Annotated in this window: 20 protein-coding genes; 11 read left to right on the forward strand and 9 right to left on the reverse strand. The window is 45.6% G+C overall.

Translation table 11 applies throughout. From position 1 onward, the window contains the following. Positions 1-13 precede the first annotated feature (13 nt). Entirely contained in the window at positions 14-1216 is a 1203-nt protein-coding gene (locus MKX59_RS06305) for a glycosyltransferase family A protein (RefSeq protein ID WP_053326025.1), read from the forward strand. Here the strand turns inward: MKX59_RS06305 and MKX59_RS06310 are convergent. Then, positions 1209-1586: a hypothetical protein gene (locus MKX59_RS06310; RefSeq protein WP_028541479.1), complete on the reverse strand. Its 378-nt coding sequence runs from the start codon at positions 1584-1586 to the stop codon at positions 1209-1211. The two genes, MKX59_RS06305 and MKX59_RS06310, sit on opposite strands and share 8 nt — an antisense overlap. A gap of 176 nt (positions 1587-1762) precedes the next feature. Between MKX59_RS06310 and MKX59_RS06315 the strand changes: the two genes are divergently transcribed. Genes MKX59_RS06315 through MKX59_RS06330 form a run of 4 tightly spaced genes read left to right on the forward strand, consistent with a single transcriptional unit; the run spans position 1763 to position 5689 of the window. Then, positions 1763-3004 carry a sialidase family protein gene (locus MKX59_RS06315; protein WP_340857810.1) on the forward strand — a complete coding sequence of 414 codons (1242 nt, stop codon included), beginning with the start codon at positions 1763-1765 and terminating at the stop codon, positions 3002-3004. Further along, positions 3004-4230: a sialidase family protein gene (locus MKX59_RS06320; RefSeq protein WP_340857812.1), complete on the forward strand. Its 1227-nt coding sequence runs from the start codon at positions 3004-3006 to the stop codon at positions 4228-4230. The genes MKX59_RS06315 and MKX59_RS06320 overlap by 1 nt, the downstream gene beginning before the upstream one ends. A 33-nt stretch (positions 4231-4263) precedes the next feature. Then, a complete protein-coding gene (locus tag MKX59_RS06325; protein ID WP_053326023.1) occupies positions 4264-5484 on the forward strand; it encodes a glycosyltransferase family 4 protein in 1221 nt (406 codons plus the stop codon). A 31-nt stretch (positions 5485-5515) separates the two neighbouring features. Continuing rightward, a complete protein-coding gene (locus MKX59_RS06330) occupies positions 5516-5689 on the forward strand; it encodes a hypothetical protein (RefSeq protein WP_167348638.1) in 174 nt (57 codons plus the stop codon). An 88-nt stretch (positions 5690-5777) separates the two neighbouring features. On the opposite strand, the gene MKX59_RS06335 is transcribed toward MKX59_RS06330, so the two are convergent. Next, positions 5778-6173 carry a hypothetical protein gene (locus MKX59_RS06335; RefSeq protein ID WP_023990096.1) on the reverse strand — a complete coding sequence of 132 codons (396 nt, stop codon included), beginning with the start codon at positions 6171-6173 and terminating at the stop codon, positions 5778-5780. Positions 6174-6198: 25 nt separating this feature from the next. Further along, complete coding sequence (locus MKX59_RS06340; RefSeq protein ID WP_023990095.1) at positions 6199-6546, reverse strand: hypothetical protein; 348 nt, start codon at positions 6544-6546, stop codon at positions 6199-6201. A 243-nt stretch (positions 6547-6789) separates the two neighbouring features. Between MKX59_RS06340 and MKX59_RS06345 the strand changes: the two genes are divergently transcribed. The 3 genes from MKX59_RS06345 to MKX59_RS06355 all read left to right on the forward strand — a co-directional run bounded on the left by MKX59_RS06345 (position 6790) and on the right by MKX59_RS06355 (position 9120). Further along, positions 6790-7437, forward strand: a complete 648-nt coding sequence (locus MKX59_RS06345) for a DUF1796 family putative cysteine peptidase (protein ID WP_023990094.1) — start codon at positions 6790-6792, stop codon at positions 7435-7437. Beyond that, positions 7430-8056 carry a DUF1796 family putative cysteine peptidase gene (locus MKX59_RS06350; RefSeq protein ID WP_340857813.1) on the forward strand — a complete coding sequence of 209 codons (627 nt, stop codon included), beginning with the start codon at positions 7430-7432 and terminating at the stop codon, positions 8054-8056. The genes MKX59_RS06345 and MKX59_RS06350 overlap by 8 nt, the downstream gene beginning before the upstream one ends. 131 nt (positions 8057-8187) lie before the next feature. Then, positions 8188-9120, forward strand: a complete 933-nt coding sequence (locus MKX59_RS06355) for an NAD-dependent epimerase/dehydratase family protein (RefSeq protein WP_023990092.1) — start codon at positions 8188-8190, stop codon at positions 9118-9120. Positions 9121-9186: 66 nt separating this feature from the next. Here MKX59_RS06355 and MKX59_RS06360 read toward each other — a convergent pair whose 3' ends face one another. From MKX59_RS06360 to MKX59_RS06380, 5 genes are all read right to left on the reverse strand, one after another. Then, positions 9187-9513 (reverse strand): PTS sugar transporter subunit IIB, encoded by a 327-nt coding sequence (locus tag MKX59_RS06360; RefSeq protein WP_023990091.1) that lies wholly within the window; start codon positions 9511-9513, stop codon positions 9187-9189. 29 nt (positions 9514-9542) lie between these two features. Continuing rightward, positions 9543-10979: a glycoside hydrolase family 1 protein gene (locus MKX59_RS06365; protein WP_053326021.1), complete on the reverse strand. Its 1437-nt coding sequence runs from the start codon at positions 10977-10979 to the stop codon at positions 9543-9545. Between the two features lie 70 nt (positions 10980-11049). Next, positions 11050-12345, reverse strand: coding sequence for a PTS sugar transporter subunit IIC (locus MKX59_RS06370; RefSeq protein ID WP_160789553.1), 1296 nt, complete (start codon positions 12343-12345; stop codon positions 11050-11052). Between the two features lie 18 nt (positions 12346-12363). Then, complete coding sequence (locus tag MKX59_RS06375) at positions 12364-12732, reverse strand: PTS lactose/cellobiose transporter subunit IIA (protein ID WP_049828407.1); 369 nt, start codon at positions 12730-12732, stop codon at positions 12364-12366. 122 nt (positions 12733-12854) lie between these two features. Further along, positions 12855-14780, reverse strand: a complete 1926-nt coding sequence (locus MKX59_RS06380) for a BglG family transcription antiterminator (protein WP_340857815.1) — start codon at positions 14778-14780, stop codon at positions 12855-12857. 158 nt (positions 14781-14938) lie between these two features. On the opposite strand from MKX59_RS06380, the gene MKX59_RS06385 reads away from it, so the two are divergent. Further along, positions 14939-15337: an Rrf2 family transcriptional regulator gene (locus MKX59_RS06385; protein WP_075154691.1), complete on the forward strand. Its 399-nt coding sequence runs from the start codon at positions 14939-14941 to the stop codon at positions 15335-15337. Positions 15338-15449: 112 nt separating this feature from the next. Then, on the forward strand, positions 15450-16355 hold the full coding sequence (locus MKX59_RS06390; protein WP_071558314.1) for an NAD(P)/FAD-dependent oxidoreductase: 906 nt from the start codon (positions 15450-15452) through the stop codon (positions 16353-16355). Positions 16356-16467: 112 nt separating this feature from the next. Here MKX59_RS06390 and MKX59_RS06395 read toward each other — a convergent pair whose 3' ends face one another. Next, positions 16468-17496 carry a LacI family DNA-binding transcriptional regulator gene (locus MKX59_RS06395; RefSeq protein ID WP_071558315.1) on the reverse strand — a complete coding sequence of 343 codons (1029 nt, stop codon included), beginning with the start codon at positions 17494-17496 and terminating at the stop codon, positions 16468-16470. A 245-nt stretch (positions 17497-17741) separates the two neighbouring features. Between MKX59_RS06395 and MKX59_RS06400 the strand changes: the two genes are divergently transcribed. Continuing rightward, positions 17742-19022 carry an apiosidase-like domain-containing protein gene (locus tag MKX59_RS06400; RefSeq protein WP_053326018.1) on the forward strand — a complete coding sequence of 427 codons (1281 nt, stop codon included), beginning with the start codon at positions 17742-17744 and terminating at the stop codon, positions 19020-19022. The last annotated feature ends 198 nt before the right edge of the window (positions 19023-19220 follow it).

Below are 19220 nucleotides of genomic sequence, written 5' to 3' on the forward strand. Positions count from 1 at the left end.
AGGGGGGATTGATATGGTAGATACGGGGATTGTTATGCCACTGTACAAACAGGATATCGGCTATCTGCAAGCTGCGATCTCATCCGTACTAGCCCAGAGCTACAGGGCATTTCGCTTCATCATTGTTATTGACGGAGCGCCGGAAATGGTGGGACCAGCGCTCCACGCAGCAATGGGAGACCCGCGCGTTCAGTTGGTTACACTCCCTCAGAACAAAGGAGTATCCCACGCCCTTAATCGAGGATTCGATGAGTTGTTTAAAGATCCTGCGATCAAGTATGTGACCTGGGTATCCAGCGACAATGTTTATAATTTTTCCTTTATTGAACGATTGCGGCAGGAGCTGGAGCAGGGACCGGACTCACTCGGCCTTGTGTTCTCTACTTTCCGCCAGGTTGACGCATGTGGGAACCCGTTGTATGACGAGCAGCATCAGCAAGCTTTGATCCGGTACCAAGGCCAGCCGCATCATGAATTGCTGAATGCCAGCATTGTCGGGGTTTCATTTATGTACAAAAGCAAATATGCCCGCCAGATTGGCGGCTATCGGCTGCAACCAGTTGAGGATTATGATTACTGGCTGCGGTTGACCGAGACGTGCAGCATGAAATTCATCCCGGAGATCCTGATGGATTACCGGGTGAATTCCACATTTAGTGTATCGGCCGGCCTGCACAGCCAGAAGGAGCACCGACGCTGGCGGCACGCATTCCAAATCGCCAAGCATGAGGCGAGAGCACGTCGGGGCATCCCACTTGAAATGACGATTTTAATGCCTGTCACGGCTATGGCTCAAGCTGAACCATTGCTGGATAATCTGCTGGAGCAGCACTACAGCAATTGCGTGGTACGGTTGCTGGATTTAACGCCAGAACAGGGAGCCGCCGCTTTCCTGTCGATGATGCTCGATCCTCGGCTAATCGTAACGCCACGTCAGCATTATTCGGTCCAGGAAGCACTGGTTCAGGCTATTGGTGAAACAACGACACGCTTTGTTGTATGCTTCGGTGTCAAACCATATATTGCCGTGACGGATTTGCTGTATCTGACGGATTTGTTGCGCCCATTACAGGATACACATGCCTTTTCCTACTATACAGATGACCACTCAACCATCGGTAGCGGCCGAGGGGTTCAGTCCGTACCGCCGGAATGGAATTACGTGTATTACACCCACAGATTGCATCAAGCACTGGAGCAGGGCAACTTTAAATAACAGGAGACAGCGCCGGGATTGTGGTCAGTTCCGACTGAAGAACACGATGCTCCTGTACAACATTACCAAACTGATCCAGTCCAAAGTTGGAGAGCACAACATTGGAAGGTGCAGCGGAGACTACGTTGTATTGTACCTCGTAGGCAAGGACCCCTTGCACAAAGAAGGTACGTCGGGCAACGGAGTTTACAGGTAAGTTAACCGATGTCACGTATAAGGGGATCTTGGTATCCGGTACAAGCGAGAAAAAAATTTGGATGGTCACGGTTGCCGCGTTCACTGTATCCTCGTTGACCAAATTTACAACGACATTGGAGCAGGCAGTACCGAAATCTCTAGTGTTGGTCATATATCCGGTTGTAAAAGCCAATCGAATCATCCTCTCAAAAAAACAGAATATTGGAAAACCCCTGAAGGGATGCTTCTATACTATGAATCTATTGAAAAGAAAGCTTGTATGGTTGTCTGTAGACTGAGCTGAAAAAAGTACATTTTGATAGAAACACTTCAGGCATGTCCATTTATATAATGAAGGGAATGCTCACGATGCCCTTTAATTTTCAGGTAACACCCAGCGGTTTGCCCAAATTTGAGCCCAGTGTCGCCGTTAATTTGTTGAATCCGAATATCGTTGTAGCTGTCGCTGTTGACTTTAGTAGTGGGCCCCCACTCATTGGACTGTATCGTTCCTTGGACGCCGGGGCGAACTGGACTGATACTTTACTGCCAATTCCACCGGGATATACAGGAGCCGAGGCAGGAATGGTAGCCTATCTGTTCCCGAATATTTTCATCATATCCGCACATGTGTTTCCAGGAAATGAGAACGGTGCTGTTGTGGTCTATCGCTCTACGGACGATGGTGCCACCTTTGATCCTCCAGTGGTCATTAACCCGGGCTATGGAGATTACATTAATAATGACTGGACCAATATTACGACGGATAATGCAGGAGCAAGTCCCTATTTAGGGCACGTCTACGTTACGTATAACCGCCAATACAACGTAGAGTTTAATGCCCGGTCTGCGGCCTTTTACCAGCGTTCTACGGATGGAGGATTGACCTGGGATCGACCGTTATTGCTTTCCAATATCCAATCCTCCACGGAGCGGCCTGAGCCTGCGGTCGACAAATATGGCAGTGTATATGTCAGTTGGATTCGTACAGGGCCGCAGACACCGGCTTTCTTTATCCGGCGCTCCTTTGATGGAGGGGCAACTTTCAGCGGGGATATTCTTGTGTCCAATATAACGCTGGTGCCCAATCCTTTGCCCGTTCCTGGTTATGACTTTCGGATATTGAATTTCCCTAGCTTGGCCGCGGACTGCTCGGGTGTGCCTTCCACAACAAATACGCTATATGCCGTTTGGCAGGATTTTGGTCAGGGATACAGCAATATTTTATTGTCCAAATCAAGCGATTTTGGCGGTACCTGGAGTGCTCCGATCATCGTGACGGACAGCCCGCCCGGCTCGCAAAATTTCTTTCCTGCGATTTCGGTGTCGCCTAAGACGGGATTGGTCGTTGTCGTGTACTATACCAATCGCCTGGACGGCTTTAATCTGGATGTGTTCACCGCCCAATCGTCAGATGGAGGCAACACCTTTACGAACAGTCGTCTCACAACGACCTCCTTTAATCCGAATGTCGGTGGAGGCGAATCAGAGCTGATCGGCGACTATATTGATGTCGCCATCGTACCGCCGAATAGTTACATTTCCGTCTGGACGGATACGCGTACAGGCAGCCTGACGATTTTTGCTGGTGTACCGGGAGGTGAAGCCTGATGCCGAACGTACAGCTCACGCCTAATGGAAGGCTGGCGCAGGAGCCGAGTGTAGCTTTCAACCTGCTTGACGGTACCATTGTGTCTGCGGCTATCGATTTTACGACTGGGCCGCCGTTGACAGCAGTATACCGTTCAGGTAACGGCGGTGTCTCCTTCACACAGCAGATTTTACCGCTGCCAGCCGGCTATGTAGGGGCGGAATCCCATAGCGTCAGCTACGGTTTTCCCAACTTGTTTGTCATAGCCTGTCACGTATTTACCGCAGACGGCTTGAGCGGTACTATCGCTACCTATGTATCCAGAGACAACGGTAATACATTTGATCCGCCCGTGATTGCCCAGCGGGGGTATGGGACATTTGTCAATAATGTTGAGGTCGGCGTGAAATTTGATACTTCTCAGGTCAGCTCCTATACCGGAAACATCTATTTATGTTATACGCATCAGTACAATCCTGACTTTTTTGGCGGATCAGTCATGTTTTTCCAGCGTTCGCAGGATGGAGGGATCACGTGGGATACACCCGTGGTGCTCACCGCTGGCTCCAATCAGATCACGCGGGGGGAAATCACCGTGAGCATTACTGGGGTGATTTATGTCGGGTACATTGTAACTAATCCGGTTAACCAATATCAGGTCATTGTGTCCTTCAATGGGGGGACAGCATTCAGTTCTTCGCTGCCTGTATCTTCTGTTGTCCCGGTTCCGAGTCCGTTGCCCGTGGCCGGGTTTGGCTTCAATGTGCTGCCGATGGCCAACATTGCGGTGGATCGCTCTACTAGCCCGAATCAGGGAACACTTTATGCGGTCTGGCAGGATAATCGGGCAGGGTATGCGGATGTGCTGCTCGCCCGTTCGGTGGATGGCGGATTAAGCTGGACTGCGCCGGAATCTGTGACAGGGGCTAGTGCAGGGGCACAGCATTTTTTCCCGGCTATTGATGTTTCGCCTGTGACCGGTGTGATTAAGATCGTATATTATACCAATCAAATAACGACCTCTTTATTAGACGTATTTGTGGCCGAATCAACGAACGGAGGAAATACATTTACGAACCTCAGAATAACAGACAGCTCCTTTAATCCTAACGGGATTAGTCCCGTTCCAGTCGTTACGATCGGTAATTTTATTGATGTAACGATCGTGCCGAATAATGGATTTTTTGCGGTCTGGACAGATGCGTTATCGGGTTTCCAGCAAATTTACGGAAGCAACGGAATGTAGCTCAGCGTACGAGACAGAGGAGGTGAGGCTGTTTTGAAAATTTTGTTGGCTACGTACTGGCCGATTCCTCATTTGGGTGGCGTATGGCCCTTTATGCTGCAAATTAAACGGAGGCTGGAGCTACTGGGTCACACAGTAGACTTGATGGGGAACGGACCGGATACACCTAAATACCATATTGTTTTTGAAGATAGGGAGCTGCTGAAGGATCAACTGCTGCCCCTGTTGCATACGAAGCTGAATGAATCGGCTGTCCCTGTATTACATTTGGATTCATGGGTGCAGACGGTGGAAAAGGATCGATACTGTATGGAGCTGGCAGCGGCGTATTTCGGGGTTGAGCAGTATGATGTTATTCACACGCAAGATGTCATTGCGACGCGTGCTCTAAGTCGGGTCAAACGTAAGGACAGTGCGTTGGTAGCGAATATTCATGGCTCGCTGGCTCGTGAAGTCATGATGGCTCTGGAGAGGGATCATGAGGAGGGTTACCGTGAGACGTTGATGTGGAAATATTATTGGGCGCTGGAGCACTATGGCGCTCTATCCGCGGATATTACCATTACGTCTACAGAATGGATGAAACAGACGCTTGTGCGTGAGTTCGAAGTGCCTGAGCAGCAGATTGCTACTTTCCAATACGGATTGGATACCGAGCACTTCTGGGAAGTCCACGCCCGGGGAACGGACATAGTACGACCTGAGGGGAAAAAAGTTATGATTTGTCCTTCACGGCTGGTCTATATCAAAGGGCTGCATTATTTAATGAGCGCTCTTGGCCTGCTGAAAGCAAGTCGTACGGATTGGGTTTGCTGGATTGTCGGGGAGGGAGATAAAAGGGAAGAGCTTCAAACACAGGCGAAGGAGCTAGGGTTGGAGGAAGACGTGTTTTTTTTGGGGCATCGTGAAGATGTACCTGCTCTTTTACAATTGGCGGACCTTTTTGTCCATCCGAGCATACAGGATAATCAGCCGTTTTCGGTCATGGAGGCGCAGATTATGGGGCTTCCGGCAGTGGTATCGGATGCGGGCGGACTGCCGGAAATGGTGAAGCATGAACACACCGGACTGGTCTCCCCGGTTGGCGATGTGGAGGCACTGGCAGCTCATTTGCAGCATTTGCTGGCTCAGGATGAAGTGCGGATAGCTATGGGGAAACATGCCAAAGCATGGGGGACCGCGCATTGGTCTCTGGATGTTATGATTGAGCGACTCGTGAATATTTATGGGCAAGCGCTGAATCAAGTACGTTGAGTATGTTGATTCAACAGTTAGGAGGCAGAGCATGACTTTTCCTGTCGTTGGAGACTTGTACAACCGTATTTTTGAAATCCAGCAGTCGCACCCGGATCTGAAGGTCGATTACGCAATATGGAACCGAATTAACACCTCGTTGCCGGAAGATTATAAGCTGCCAGACGCTGACATTTTGGAACGTCTGAAACAATCCGCACCATGAAGGCACAGACCCTATAAAAAGGCAGGTCGGGCTAAAAACTCCCACCTGCCTTTAGTTTATTTTTGCTCATTGTCCATCCAGTTTTTCGTCAATCTTCATAAACTGAGCCTCGAATTATGAGCGGCCCCGTAACAACAGCACGACGGTCAGCTGATTGTACGGTCAAGCAGTATACATAAGGCTCTGCCTGTTCTCCCGTTTCCTCATAGCTTAACTCTGCAAATCCCTCCTGATAACAGGAATCCTGCAACCAATCCAGCATAGGTCCCTGCTCATCATTGCGACGCAATCGAATGTCCAACTCCCCGATATCCCAGTTGAGCAGCGGATTTTCCCATGCCAAAGAGACTTCAATGACAATACGTCCTTCAGATTCACTTGCAGGAATGATTAATGTAGAGAGCACGCTCTCCTGTTCGGTGACCTGAAAAGGCAGTGCATATGTGTCTGGCTCAGCTTTGTTTTGAACTGAATATTTCAACATACCTTCTTCCTCCTCTGCCCGTTCATTAGGGTGTCACGGTAAAATGACTGGCTGTACGCTTAGCGACAATGTTCCCGTTTTCCAAAAATTCAGCCAGGATAAACAGCGTTTCCGGATTGTAAATACTCGTTACCACTCGCAGGTAAAAAGGATTTTGGGCGGTCTCCATATCCTTGAGTTCTAGCACGGAGCCAGCTTCGGGAGAAGGGTTCAATCGAAGGAGCTGCCGTCGGAAAACGCCACTGTCATTTCCCATTTCCAGCAACACATCGACGGCTCTCTTTTCACGATTGAAAAGGGTCACATGGCAGCTTTGTATGTGGGCGCTGTGGTAAGCGAGATGGTGATCGACGGTTAAAAGAAACACGGACATATGATGATGCCTCCTTGAATTCCGTTAGGTTACCAGCCTTAATATGATATGAAAAATAGCCGGGATTGGACTGGATAGTTGTACGCCTCTTTGACAAAAAGCGCATCGGTGTCCAACCCTTTTCGCCGTGCTGTGCATGTAATGTAGAGTGGAACAAACTACGGCCTGAAGTCCCTTTTTGACTACAGAAGAGGGCCAAGCAGGATATGAGGGAAGGGTCGTATTAAAAAAGGAGGCGCGGCTATGAGACTCGCACAGCTGGCAGGGGAATATGAAGCGGTCTTCAGTCTGGGACAAAACTGTACACCTGCCATTCAATTGGAAAAGAACCGTTTGCGGCCGTTTGCCGGGGTACTGGATTGGATGATGTCTGACACGCTGTCCGATGTGAACCGCTTGCTTGAAAATCGGTTTGCCGGATTTATGGATTTGCCTAATTTAAGTGTCGTTGGTACGAGCCAACTGAATTATATGGTGAGAGATATCGCTTATAATGTGATCTCGGTACATGATTTTCCGCAGGAACGCAATACGTCCTCAGATCTGGTGACCTATCCCGAGTTCAAGGAAAAGATAGACCGTCGTATCGAACGTTTTTTTGCAAAAACACAGATGGCGAAGCGCAGCTTGTTCGTCCGTATGCTGGGAACCTATGAAGAAGTAGAGGAACTGGAACGTATTTTGTCGGGCATGGTAGCGAATGAATTTCGTTTGTTGGTGGTGAATTGTTCCGGCGTAACGGAGTTGACGGAGGTGGATTGGCAGCTTCCGCATGTATGCTCGGTGGAAATGCCTTTTGCCGATGTATGGAATTACAAGAGTGATCCGCACTGGCGTACTCTTTTTAAAGGGATGACCTTGTCTTCGGAAAGGGGAGGGCGTCGTGCTTGAGCGGTTGCAGGGGGATTATGATGCTGTATTCAGTTTGGGTGGACATTGCTTGCCTTCCATTCAGCTGGATAAAAACGGACTGCGTCCCTATGCGGGTCCGCTGGACTGGATGATTTCCGGTAACTTGTCACAGATCAGTCGCTTGCTGGACGCCCGTTTTGCCGATTTTATGGATGTTGATAGTCTACGTGTCACGGGGCATGATTACGGCGAGCATAACTTCATGGTTGAGGATGCATCCTATGGGATTACAGCAGCACACCATTTTCCGGTTAGCCAGAATACATCGGAGCAGCTGACTTCCTACCCTGCATTCAAAACGACGCTTGATCGCCGCATTGCACGTCTACTGGACCAATTCACGCTTGCGTCCCGTCTGCTACTGGTTCGTCTCGGGGGCAGTCGGGAGCAAGCGGTGGAACTACATGATGTGTTATTACAGAGGATTACACATGATTTTCGCTTGTTATACGTGGATTATACAGGGACTGATGGTGTGACGGAGCTGGACTGGGGGTTGGAGCGGCTGGTTTCAGTGGAGCTGCCACCTGAGGATATATGGAACGGTCAGGATGAGATGTGGCGTTATATGCTGGAAAACGTGAGACTGCATGTCTGAGGTGCTGAGATTCTAGAGACACATTATAGATTGTCTTCGGACTGTGCTTGTGCCTGCGCCAAGCTATAGGGAGTCGCATAACATGATGCGAAGGGAAATCATATGCTTCGGTTCAAAAGGAGGGTGAGCTAGTGAAGGCTTTGGTCACCGGGGGAGCCGGATTTATTGGTTCTCAGCTGGTACGTGCGCTTGCTGATTCGGGCATCAGAGTGCATGTGCTGGATAATCTGACGACCGGGAATATGGCAAATGTGGACCCGCGCGCGGTCATGCATATTGCGGATATTCGCAGCTCTGAAGCTAGGACGCTGCTGATTCGGGAAAGCCCGGATATTGTGTTTCACTTGGCCGCACAGGCGGATGTGCAGCAATCCATCCATCGACCCGATGAGGACGCGGATGTGAATGTGCTGGGGACGATTCATTTGTTGCAGGCTTGTCATGAAGCGGGTGTGTCGAAATTTATATTTGCATCCACGTCCGGTGTATATGGAGAGTTGCAAAAGCAATGTATACAGGAAGACGATCCCGTGGAGCCCATTTCAGGCTACGGACTGTCCAAGCTGACCGCAGAATCGTATATTCGACTTTTTTATCGGCTGTACGGTATGAACTATACGATTTTGCGTTATGGAAATGTGTATGGTCCCGGTCAGGCCGCGAAGGGAGAGGGTGGTGTAGTCGCTCTCTTTATGGAGCGGCTGAAAAAAGGAAGTCCCTTGCTCATTCACGGCGATGGGACACAAACCCGAGACTTTGTGTACGTCAAGGATGTAGTTCGAGCGAATATGGCGGCTATCCATGCAGCGGACCAACGCACAGTACATGTAAGTACAGGACGAACGACGTCCATTAATCGACTGGCCTACGATTTACTAAAGCTGCACGGTTCGTCTGTCCGCCCTGTGTATTCACCAGCGCGAGCGGGAGACATTCACCATAGCTGTCTTAGTAACGCAGTCGCCAGACATTGGCTTCGTTGGGAACCGCTATACGGCATTTCTGCCGGTTTACAGGAAACGTATGTGAGCAGTATGGGTTCAGGCAAAGAAGGTATGTCTTGATAAAGAGCGCGCAACTCAAGAAAGAGACTGAGGTAACTCTCAGCCTCTTTTTCATTTGAATAGCAATTAGATGTTCTCGCCAGCCAGCTTCAAGGCTTGATCTAGGACAGCTGCACCGTTTCCTCTACCATAAGCCAACGTGTCAATGACATCTACAGGGATACCATAGGGAGCTGCAATTTCGGTTACTGCCTTTTTACGCATCCGCACTTGAGGTCCGAGCAAAATAGCAATCACAGAATCTGTAACGGCTTCTAGCTCTTCCTTGATGGTGCTTTCGGGGATGGCTTCGATGTTCAGCTCTATGGATCTTGCTGTTGCTTCTTTTTTCATTTTAGAAACCAAAATGGATGTGGACATACCCGCAGCACATGCCAAAATAATTTTTTTCATATTTGAGCGCCTCCAGAATTCATTTTTAACTATTTATACTCTTCATCCAGATCAGCAATAAATGAGCGTTCCTTGATCGCGGCTTGATACCAGTAGCCGGATTTCTTCAAATGCCGACTTCGATCATTGTCAAGGTTAATTTCCACCAGTCCATAGCGATTTTTAAAAGCATTCATGGGAGAAACGTTGTCTGTAAAGGCCCACAGCATATAACCTGTACAGTTGGAGCCCGCTTCTACAGCTTGTAATGTGTAGTATAAATGCTCAGTTATAAAGTCAATACGATAGTCGTCCTGAATAATGTGTTCCTCATTTTTGAAAGCAGCTTCATTCTCAATGCCCATACCATTTTCCGCGACAAACCACTCGATATTGTGATATTCGTTCTTGATACGCATTCCCATATCGTAAATGATTTTCGGATAAATCTCCCAGCCCCGTGACTTGTTCATTCTTTTACCCGGAAGATCAAAATGCTCATAGTAGTAAGAGGGGTGAAAGGGGGTGTTTTCGTTCCACGCTTTACTCTGTGCTTTTACCCGATGGGGATAATAGAGATTGATCCCGACGTAGTCAACGGTATTTTCCTTAATGACTGCCAGTTCTTCCGTTGTAGCTTCAAATGTAATATCATGCTTGCCCATGAGATCGAACAATTCTTGCGGGTATTCGCCTTTAATAAGCGGGTCCAGAAATACTCGATTGTAAAATAAATCATACACATGTGCCGCATACTGGTCATGAGGGGCGCTTGATCGGGCATAAGTGACTTCGGGATTCAGAATAACGCCTATTTTAGCCCCGTGCTGACTATAGTTTTTTGCTTTGAAAAGCTGTACGCATTTCGCGGTAGCCAGCGTTTTATTATAGTTCCATTGCATCCACTTCCGCGTATTTTGTTCATAGGGGTAGCGAAGGGCATCCAGATAGACACGAGTCTGTACAACTATGGGCTCATTAAACGTAAACCAGTGCTTGACCCGATCGCCGTACCGTTCAAACACTTTTTCCGCATATTTTACAAACAGCTCCACCACATGCTTGGAAGACCAGCCCTCATATTTGTCCAGCAAATAGGCGGGTACCTCATAGTGTTCTAGACAAATCATCGGCTCGACTCCGCTTGCAATCAGCTCATCAATGACCCGGCCCATATAATCCGCATATGTTTCATCCACCACTATGTTCTCATAATCCGTTAAGAAGCGGGACCAATTAATAGAAGTCCGATAATGGGTTAAACCAATCTGCTTCATCAGCGCAATATCTTCGGCATAGCGATTATAAAAGTCGGTTGCAACCGCGGGTCCATATCCATTGTGCCAGACATAGCGGTCATTTTTGTACCATTGGTCTAGGAATGAGTCCTGACCTTCTTTTTTACCGCTCCAGCCCTCTGTCTGCCAAGCGGAAGCCGCTGCACCCATGATGAAATTCGACGGAATTTGTATCGTATGTTTAGCCATGACATGTTTCTCCTTTTCATTGTATAAAGAATGCGTTTTCAATTAATTGATGTATTTCTATAGTAACGCATTATTCAGCCGTTCGCTTGTTGGCAATTTTGACGAATGGGAAATAAATGATAATGGCTACCACAATACAAATGATCTGAGTTACGACGGCGCCAATGCTTCCACCTGTAGACAGGTAGGCATTAATAATAGGCGGAGTAGTCCATGGAACCATGACGACGGCTTTACCTGCAAATCCAAGCAACGTCGAGAAGTAACCAATCGTTCCTGTGATGAGCGGAGTAATAATGAAAGGGATAGCCATCAATGGATTCAGCATAATCGGAAGTCCAAAAATGACAGGCTCATTAATATTAAACAGACCCGGACCCAATGAAAGCTTTGTTATTTCCTTCATATCTTCACGCTTGGAAGCGATCATAATACAAATCAAGAGGGCCAGCGTAATTCCTGAACCACCGATACTCATGTATACGTCCCAGAAAGGCATCGTAATAATGTTCGGAATGGGCAGTCCTTGCTCATAAGCAGTCATGTTGACGGTAATCGCGCCAAGTAGCAGGGGTTCACGAATGGGCTTTACCATTTGGTTCCCGTGAATACCGATCACCCAGAAGATTTGCGCAACCAGCATCAGCACCAGTATACCTGGCAGTCCCTGTACTACGGTCTCCAGAGGTTTTTGCACCACATTATAGACGGCATCGTACAGGTAGAGACCTGTAAACTTATGAAAAAAGAATCCAAACATTGAGAAGACAGTCACCGTAATAATGGTAGGAATGAGTGCCGAGAAAGAAACGGCCACATTGCTGGGAACACTCTCAGGCATTTTAATTTTTAGTTTATCGGACTTGCCCAGTTTGCTGTATAGCTCAACGGATAGGATGCTTATGAAAATACCTAAAAACAAGCTCTTGGTATCCGTAAATTGACGGGCTATGACGTCTGTTACTTTTTGCATGTCACCGTTAACCATCAACTCTATCGTGGTTGGTGTTACAGAGATAAAACAGATTAAAGCAAGCAAACCGGGGAAGAGATTTTTCTCACCGTTAATTTTTCCTAGCTCCAGACCAATCATGAAAATAGCCAGAATGGTAAGGATATTCAAGCTGGCATAGTTAATGCCCGAGAAAATCGGTTTGTACTCAGCCAGGAATGAGAACGGCTTAAAATGCGCAAGGCCATTGACCGGGTCCATGACCATATTAGAAATCAATACAGCAAAGGCACCGACAATAATAACGGGCATCAATGTGATAAAAGCTGATTTGATCGCTATAATATATTTAAAATTATTGATTGCATTTGCTACCGATGTGAGGCCATCGACCAGTTTGTCTTTGAATGCCATGGGATAGCGTCCCTCCCTCTACGATTTCGGTACGAATTGATCAATGCGTTCATACAGGTCTACAAACTCTGAGGCCATATCACGTATGGTGATGGCATTCATCAAATGATCTTGAGCATGCACCATCATGACGGACATCTCTGTTTTTTCACCTGCTGCTTCCTTGCGGATGATTCTGGTTTGAATTTTGTGGGAGGACACCAGTTCTTTTTTTGCTGAGGCTAATTCTTCTTTGGCTTCACGGAATTTCCCCGCCTTTGCAAGCTCAATCGCCTCCATGGCCGAGCTGCGTGCATTCCCTGCGTATAATATAATTTGGAATACAATCTCTGTATCATCCATGTCCTCCATGTTCACGTCGTGCTCTGTAGATTCATCATTATTCACGTGATCTTCTCTCCTTTCAATCTTCCCTTCGTATAGCTATTATAATTTGGAATCGCTTTCAACATAACGCACATTATTTCCTCTTCTTAACGGAAATAAATCGTTCTTCATACTCCTCATGTTCAACAATTTTTATGCAACACTTCTATGAATTCTGTATACGATTTGCAGCGAATAAGCTGCTGGACGAGCTGTTCATTATTTAAAATATCAAGCAAAATATGATACATAGTCTGTAAATCTTCTGATTTAGTACGCTGTATGCAGAGCATACAAATAAATTGTACCGGCTTGCCGTCCCAGTCGATAGCTTTTTGTAATGTACAGATGGCCCAAAACGTAGAATCTGCGAAAGGTTCCATCGGATGCGGGATCGCGACAAAGTTGCCAAATGAAGTGGGGGAAACGGCTTCACGCTCTATTACAGATTGCAGCAGGGGGCCTTTTACAAGATCTGCTTCGTGTATTTTTTCGGCTATAAATTCAAGCACTTGGAGTTTGTTCTCAAACTTCTGCTGAAGAAAGACCAATTTTTTTCGTACATACTGCACAGCAGGAAGTCTGGTCTCAGAAATGGCTTGCTCAATTTTAGTAATATCGGAACCGCCTAAAAATGTATTCACATGGATCATGGGGATAGAAAGCGGTTCTGAAATGGGGATCGTGCTAATAACAAAGTCCAGTGTATCCAACGGCATTTGTTTCAGCTTATAAAATTCAGTGGTTCCCACGATATCCAACCTGGAACCGAAGACCGATTGAAGCTTGTAATACAGCAGCTTAGCGCTACCGAGTCCAGAAGCACATACGATCATACATCTTTTGGGCGCGTCCTCCATTTTCTTTCTTTCCATCGCGACTCCGATATGAATGGCTAAATACCCAATTTCATTTTCCTCGATGTGTATATGAAGCCGCTGCTTGATGACCTCCGCAGCAATGATACCTGCTTCAAAGGCAAGCGGATAATTGGCTTTGATTTCATCCAGCATAGGATTACGCAAATTCATTCCGTATTGATAGCGGTTAATCACCGGTTTGAGGTGAAGGCAAAAAGCAATCAGCAATTCTTGATCGTTTTGAATGTTCATTTTCAACTGCTGATCAATTTGGTCCAGTATTTCAATAGTCAGTTCGTAGATATCTTTATCAATGATCTTTTTAATCTCCACTTCATCCATACGGGCACTAACGACGGTCCTTATACCCAACAGGTGAACAGCAATGTACGCAACTTCAACAAGTGGAAAGGAGTACTTCATGTTTTGTTCCAAGGCGGATACGATCTCAGTCGCCACCCTAAACTCTTTTTGCGCTTCGATTTTTTTCATCTCTTGAGGATAATACGAAACATACCTTTCTTCGCGAATACGCTTACATGCTATAGCAATATGAATGACCAGATTGTTCAGGGCAATGTCCGACAGCTGAATATCATTGATCTCAATACGATCCAGAATCACTTCTCTTATGAATTCCATCTCTTCGTTAGAGATCAGAGGAGGGGGGGACATCTGCTGGTTGCCTATTTCATCTATCCTATTAAATATATAGTCGGAAATGCAATAACGCAGCCTGGCCTCATTACCTTTGACTCGAATACCATGATAGGGTCTATTCTCCAGGGAAAGTCCGTAAGTTGCCAATAACTTGCGTAGTTCTTTGAGGTCATTCTGTAAAGTAGATCGACTAACATACAGGATCTCGGCTAAATCATCAAGTTTAACATATGCATTGGTAAGCAACAGCTTTTTCATTAAAAAACGATTTCTGGCTTCAGAAGAATTCGCTAATGGATAGGGTACATTATTTTCATAATCCTTTAATTGCTTCAGCAGATGATGAAATGCTTGTTCGTCCCGAACCTCTAACTTGTAGCCCGTTCCTTTAAGGGGTTTAACTGCTGCTCCATGCTTTGACAACAGCGCACCCAATTCCTTTAAATCCGTTCGTATCGTTCGAGAAGATACCTTTAATGCATTTGCCAAGTGTTCTCCTTTGACCATCTGTTCAGCAACTAATATACGAAGAATATCAAAAATACGCACAACGAGCCCCCTTTCTTAGCTGTTCTGATGAACAGTATACAACGGTTAGAGCGTAACCAAAAGAAGGGTTGACAACAGCGTAAATCCTAGATGACCTTGACACACCAGCAGATTCAGAGATATAGTAGACACAATAAGTCTTTGATTGAGGTGTAGTTATGAAATTTACAAAAGCTACAAATTATGCGCTGCACACCATGCTCATGCTCGTTGCTGATTCGTCGGTTAAGCCGGTAGGTGTTCAGCAATTGGCCGAATCCCAAAATGTTTCACCAACTTATCTTTCAAAAATTTTGACGAGGCTTGTGAAGGCTGGAATGATCGAATCCGTTTCTGGAGCCAATGGAGGCTATCGCCTATCCCGTCATAAAGATGATCTTACTTTTTTGGATATTATCCATGCCATTGAAGGTACGAATTCTTTGTTTGAATGTGATTTTGTCCACGGATCTGAGTGCCTGATTCAAGCTGTAATGAGGGAAGCAGAGGAGAAAATGGAACGACATCTTAAAAATACGAAATTGGTCGATTTGGCGCAAAAGCAAACGCAAGTTTAAAAGTAAGCGACTTTATATAGAAAGAGGGTGGTTGCCAGTTATGTAAAGCGTTTTTTTGGTTTTATTACAGATATAAAGAGTCTTTAATATCTTTGAAAAGGAGTTGGGTGTTATGCTGTACGATTGCGCTATTATTGGTGGAGGGCCCGCCGGATTGAATGCAGCCCTCGTGCTGGGCAGGGCAAGAAGAAATGTGGCTTTGATTGATAATAATCGGCCCAGAAATGCGGTTACGCATGCGTCGCATGGTTTTATTACGAGAGACGGCGTAACGCCAGCCGAGTTCCGCCGTGTAGCTTATGAGGAAGTGCTGCGTTATCCGTCTGTCCATCATCTGCAAACCGAGGTTGTTTCGATTACGAAAAACGAATCCGGATTTGAGGTGCTTGATTCGTCAGGCCTTCGCGTTCAAGCGCGAAAATTGATATTAGCGACGGGCGTAAAGGAGATATTCCCCGAGATCGAAGGTTTTTATCCGTTATACGGGAAAAGTCTGTTTAATTGCCCTTATTGCGACGGCTGGGAGTTGCGGGATCAACCGCTTGTCCTTGTCTCTGAATCGGCGGCTATATTTCATACAGCCAAACTACTCCTTAACTGGAGTAAGGATTTGATCGTATGTACGAACGGTCATGCATCCCTGTCGGAAGAACAAAAAGAACGGCTTCAATCCAAGGGAATTGTGGTAATGGAGCAACCTGTTTCAGCGTTCATCGGTCACAATGGGCAGCTGGAGCATGTGCGCTTTACGGATGGCACTCAAGTCCCGAGGGTCGGCGGTTTTGTGTCTCCCCAGTTTGTACAAAGTACACCGTTTGGAGAACGTTTGGGCTGTGAAAGAACGGAGTCGGGCGGGATCAAGACGGATGAAGCGGGGAGAACCTCCATACCCGGTGTATATGCTGCCGGGGATTCATCGTACTTCATGCCTTCTCAGTTGATTTTTGCCGCGGCCGACGGCAGTCGAACCGCTGCGAGCGTAAATATGGATTTGACAGAGGAAGATTTCAACGAATGACGAGAAATTGGAATATTCTATATGGAATCTGATGATAGAAAAGGCCGCCAACATGGCGGCTTTATTCTAAAATCATAGAGAGAGCAAGCAATAATAAACCAATGATCATAGGTCATTTCAAGGCTAAACAAGATCTTCTTTCAATAACCTCTGTATTCACAAGAACCTGAGTATGATGCCTCTGATGATTGTTATGCCTCTCCATAAGCAAATTTACAGCAGTTCGGGCCAAAATATCCTTTTTCACATGAATGGTTGTGAGTTCCGGGCTAATGACCTTGGCCTCATGAATATTATCAAATCCCATGACGGAAATTTGTTCAGGCACTCGAATGTTCATTTCCTGAAACGTTTTAATGGCACTGATCGCCATATAATCATTTTCGCAAAATAGGGCCGAAGGTAGCTCATTCAATTCATGAATAGCTGTTTTAAATGCGTCCTGTGACATCACAAGCATGGGATGCATATCAAATATAAGCCCATTTTCTATGGAAAGATTGTGCTCCTCTAAAGCCGCCATAAACCCTTCCTTTCGTTTTTTAAAGTTAAGAATTCTGGTACTGGATTGTACGTATCCTATCTTTCTGTGTCCTGACTGAATTAAATATTGGCCTGCCTGATACCCACCAAGATAGTTGTTAATAGATACGAAACTGGCGTCGACGTGTTCAAAGTAGGTATCTAAAATCACGATATTGGAATGAATGGATTGTATAGAATGAATAATCTCGGAAGTTAAATTGGTGCCAAGCAGAAGTATGCCTGAAGAAGGCTGATCTTTTTCCAAAGCAGATAATTCTTCTTCGAGGCTATGGCTATCAAAAGACGAAAAAATCAAGGTGTTTCCATGTTCTCTCACCTGATTGGTAATATGATGAATTAATTCATTGAAAAATGGAAGTGAATCATAATGCTCTGTTACGATGTCTGTATTTTTACAGGCCACAAAGCGTATCACATGATGATTTTTAATGACTTCCTTGCTTGTCTTCATGGTGCGTGGTTTATATCCATGCTCTTGGGCTATTTTTAGAATTTGCTCCTTGGTTTCTTCACTGACTCCGGGTTTGTTATTAAAAGCAAGAGAGACAGCAGATTTCGAAACACCTGCAAGCCTTGCAATATCATCAATTTTCAATGTGGAACCCCCTATTGAACTAAACTACATAAATTATATCATTACTCTACAAGAAAGTTTAGATTATAAACTAAACTAAACTAAATAAATGAAAAGAAAAAAATGTTGACCTTTTATTATTTGTAGTGTTAATATGCAAGTGTAAAGCGCTTTAATTTAGTTTATTTGCGAAAAAACATATAAATTTAGTTGTTTATTTTAGTTTTTTGTTTAGGGGAATTTGTGAATGTAGCAAGAAAGGAAAGGTGATTCATTTGAGTTTAAACATTGCTGAAAATCAAAGAAGTTTTACAAAAGAGGACAAACCTTTTTTTTATTTGGCAGATACGGTTTGGAGTGTATTTACCAACGCGACGATAGAGGAGTGGAGCGATTATCTTGACTATCGGAAGATGCAAGGTTTCAATGTGTTGCAAATCAACATGCTCCGACAATGGGACGCAAGTGAATCGGATCTGAATCTACAGCCGTTTGCATTACTGGAAAATGGGGATTTCGACTACCATACATTAAACGAAGCTTATTTTGACCGGGCAGAAATCATGTTGAAAATGGCTGTAGAGCGTGGATTTGTTCCGGCACTGGTTCTGTTGTGGTGTAACTATGTACCGGATACATGGGCCGAAATGTTCCAAAAGGGCAACAAAATGCCATTTGAATGCGTTGAACCCTATGTAACGTACGTCGTAAACCGTTTTTCTCCATTTGATCCTATTTTTCTGGTTAGCGGGGATAGTGATTTTCCGACTGAACGTGCCAATTCCTATTATTTAAAAGCACTGGACATTGTACAACAATTAAGCCCTGCAAGCTTAACTACGCTGCATATTCAAGGGAGATTGAGAGAAATTCCTCCAGCCTTTGAGAAACACAAGGGTCTTGGATTCTATATGTATCAATCAGGACATAACTCCCAGTTTCAACATGTAGCCCATGAGATTGCTCAACATTTCTATCATAAGTCAGATATACGGCCTGTCATTAATGGGGAGCCATGTTATGAACAAATTAGTTACAGCCGCAATGTGTATGGCAGATACACTGCACTGGATGCCAGAAAAGCAGCATGGCAAAGTCTCCTTGCAGGCGGGGGAGCGGGAATTACCTACGGGGCGCATGGCATTTGGAGCTGGCACAAGAAAGGAAAGAAATTCGGCATTGTAGAAGGGGAAGGATTCGATAGTCCCTACGATTGGAGAACCGCATTGCGATTTGAAGGTGCGTGGGATTATTCCTTTATTAAATATTTGTTTGAAATGTATAACCTTATCGGCATAAAGCCGCTAGATATTGTTTTAAACAAGACAGAGGAAATTAGAGCTGCGGGGAACGAGAATACCCTTATCTTGTATGTCCCGGTTAACACGAAGGTGCGACTAAGTATCAACGTGCAGGATTACAAGTTTACAACGATTGATTTAGCCGGGAAGCGGTTTGCCCAAACTGACGTGTCCGTCCAAAAGGATCAATCGGTGCTAGACATGCACAGCTTTGAAAGTGATGTTGTCATCATCGGAACGAAATAAAAACAGAGAAGAATGTGGATGGAGTGAAGCAACATGTGGAAAATCGGCGTTATTGGAACGGGATATTGGTCGGAAAAACATATAAAAGCATGGCAGTTTATCTCGGATGCAGAAATCAAAGGATTTTGTGATCGAAATTAAGATTTACTTTTTCAAAAAGCAGCTCAATTCCATATACCTACTGAATTGGGAGAAGTG

This window comes from Paenibacillus sp. FSL R7-0340, from assembly GCF_038002205.1.
Classification (GTDB): Bacteria; Bacillota; Bacilli; order Paenibacillales; family Paenibacillaceae; genus Paenibacillus; species Paenibacillus polymyxa_B.

Coding starts and splice junctions, on each gene's coding strand:
- MKX59_RS06305 (WP_053326025.1), top strand. CDS start 14: ATGGTAGATACGGGGATTGTTATGCCACTGTACAAACAGGATATCGGC.
- MKX59_RS06315 (WP_340857810.1), top strand. CDS start 1,763: ATGCCCTTTAATTTTCAGGTAACACCCAGCGGTTTGCCCAAATTTGAG.
- MKX59_RS06320 (WP_340857812.1), top strand. CDS start 3,004: ATGCCGAACGTACAGCTCACGCCTAATGGAAGGCTGGCGCAGGAGCCG.
- MKX59_RS06330 (WP_167348638.1), top strand. CDS start 5,516: ATGACTTTTCCTGTCGTTGGAGACTTGTACAACCGTATTTTTGAAATC.
- MKX59_RS06335 (WP_023990096.1), bottom strand. CDS start 6,173: ATGTTGAAATATTCAGTTCAAAACAAAGCTGAGCCAGACACATATGCA.
- MKX59_RS06340 (WP_023990095.1), bottom strand. CDS start 6,546: ATGTCCGTGTTTCTTTTAACCGTCGATCACCATCTCGCTTACCACAGC.
- MKX59_RS06345 (WP_023990094.1), top strand. CDS start 6,790: ATGAGACTCGCACAGCTGGCAGGGGAATATGAAGCGGTCTTCAGTCTG.
- MKX59_RS06360 (WP_023990091.1), bottom strand. CDS start 9,513: ATGAAAAAAATTATTTTGGCATGTGCTGCGGGTATGTCCACATCCATT.
- MKX59_RS06365 (WP_053326021.1), bottom strand. CDS start 10,979: ATGGCTAAACATACGATACAAATTCCGTCGAATTTCATCATGGGTGCA.
- MKX59_RS06370 (WP_160789553.1), bottom strand. CDS start 12,345: ATGGCATTCAAAGACAAACTGGTCGATGGCCTCACATCGGTAGCAAAT.
- MKX59_RS06385 (WP_075154691.1), top strand. CDS start 14,939: ATGAAATTTACAAAAGCTACAAATTATGCGCTGCACACCATGCTCATG.
- MKX59_RS06390 (WP_071558314.1), top strand. CDS start 15,450: ATGCTGTACGATTGCGCTATTATTGGTGGAGGGCCCGCCGGATTGAAT.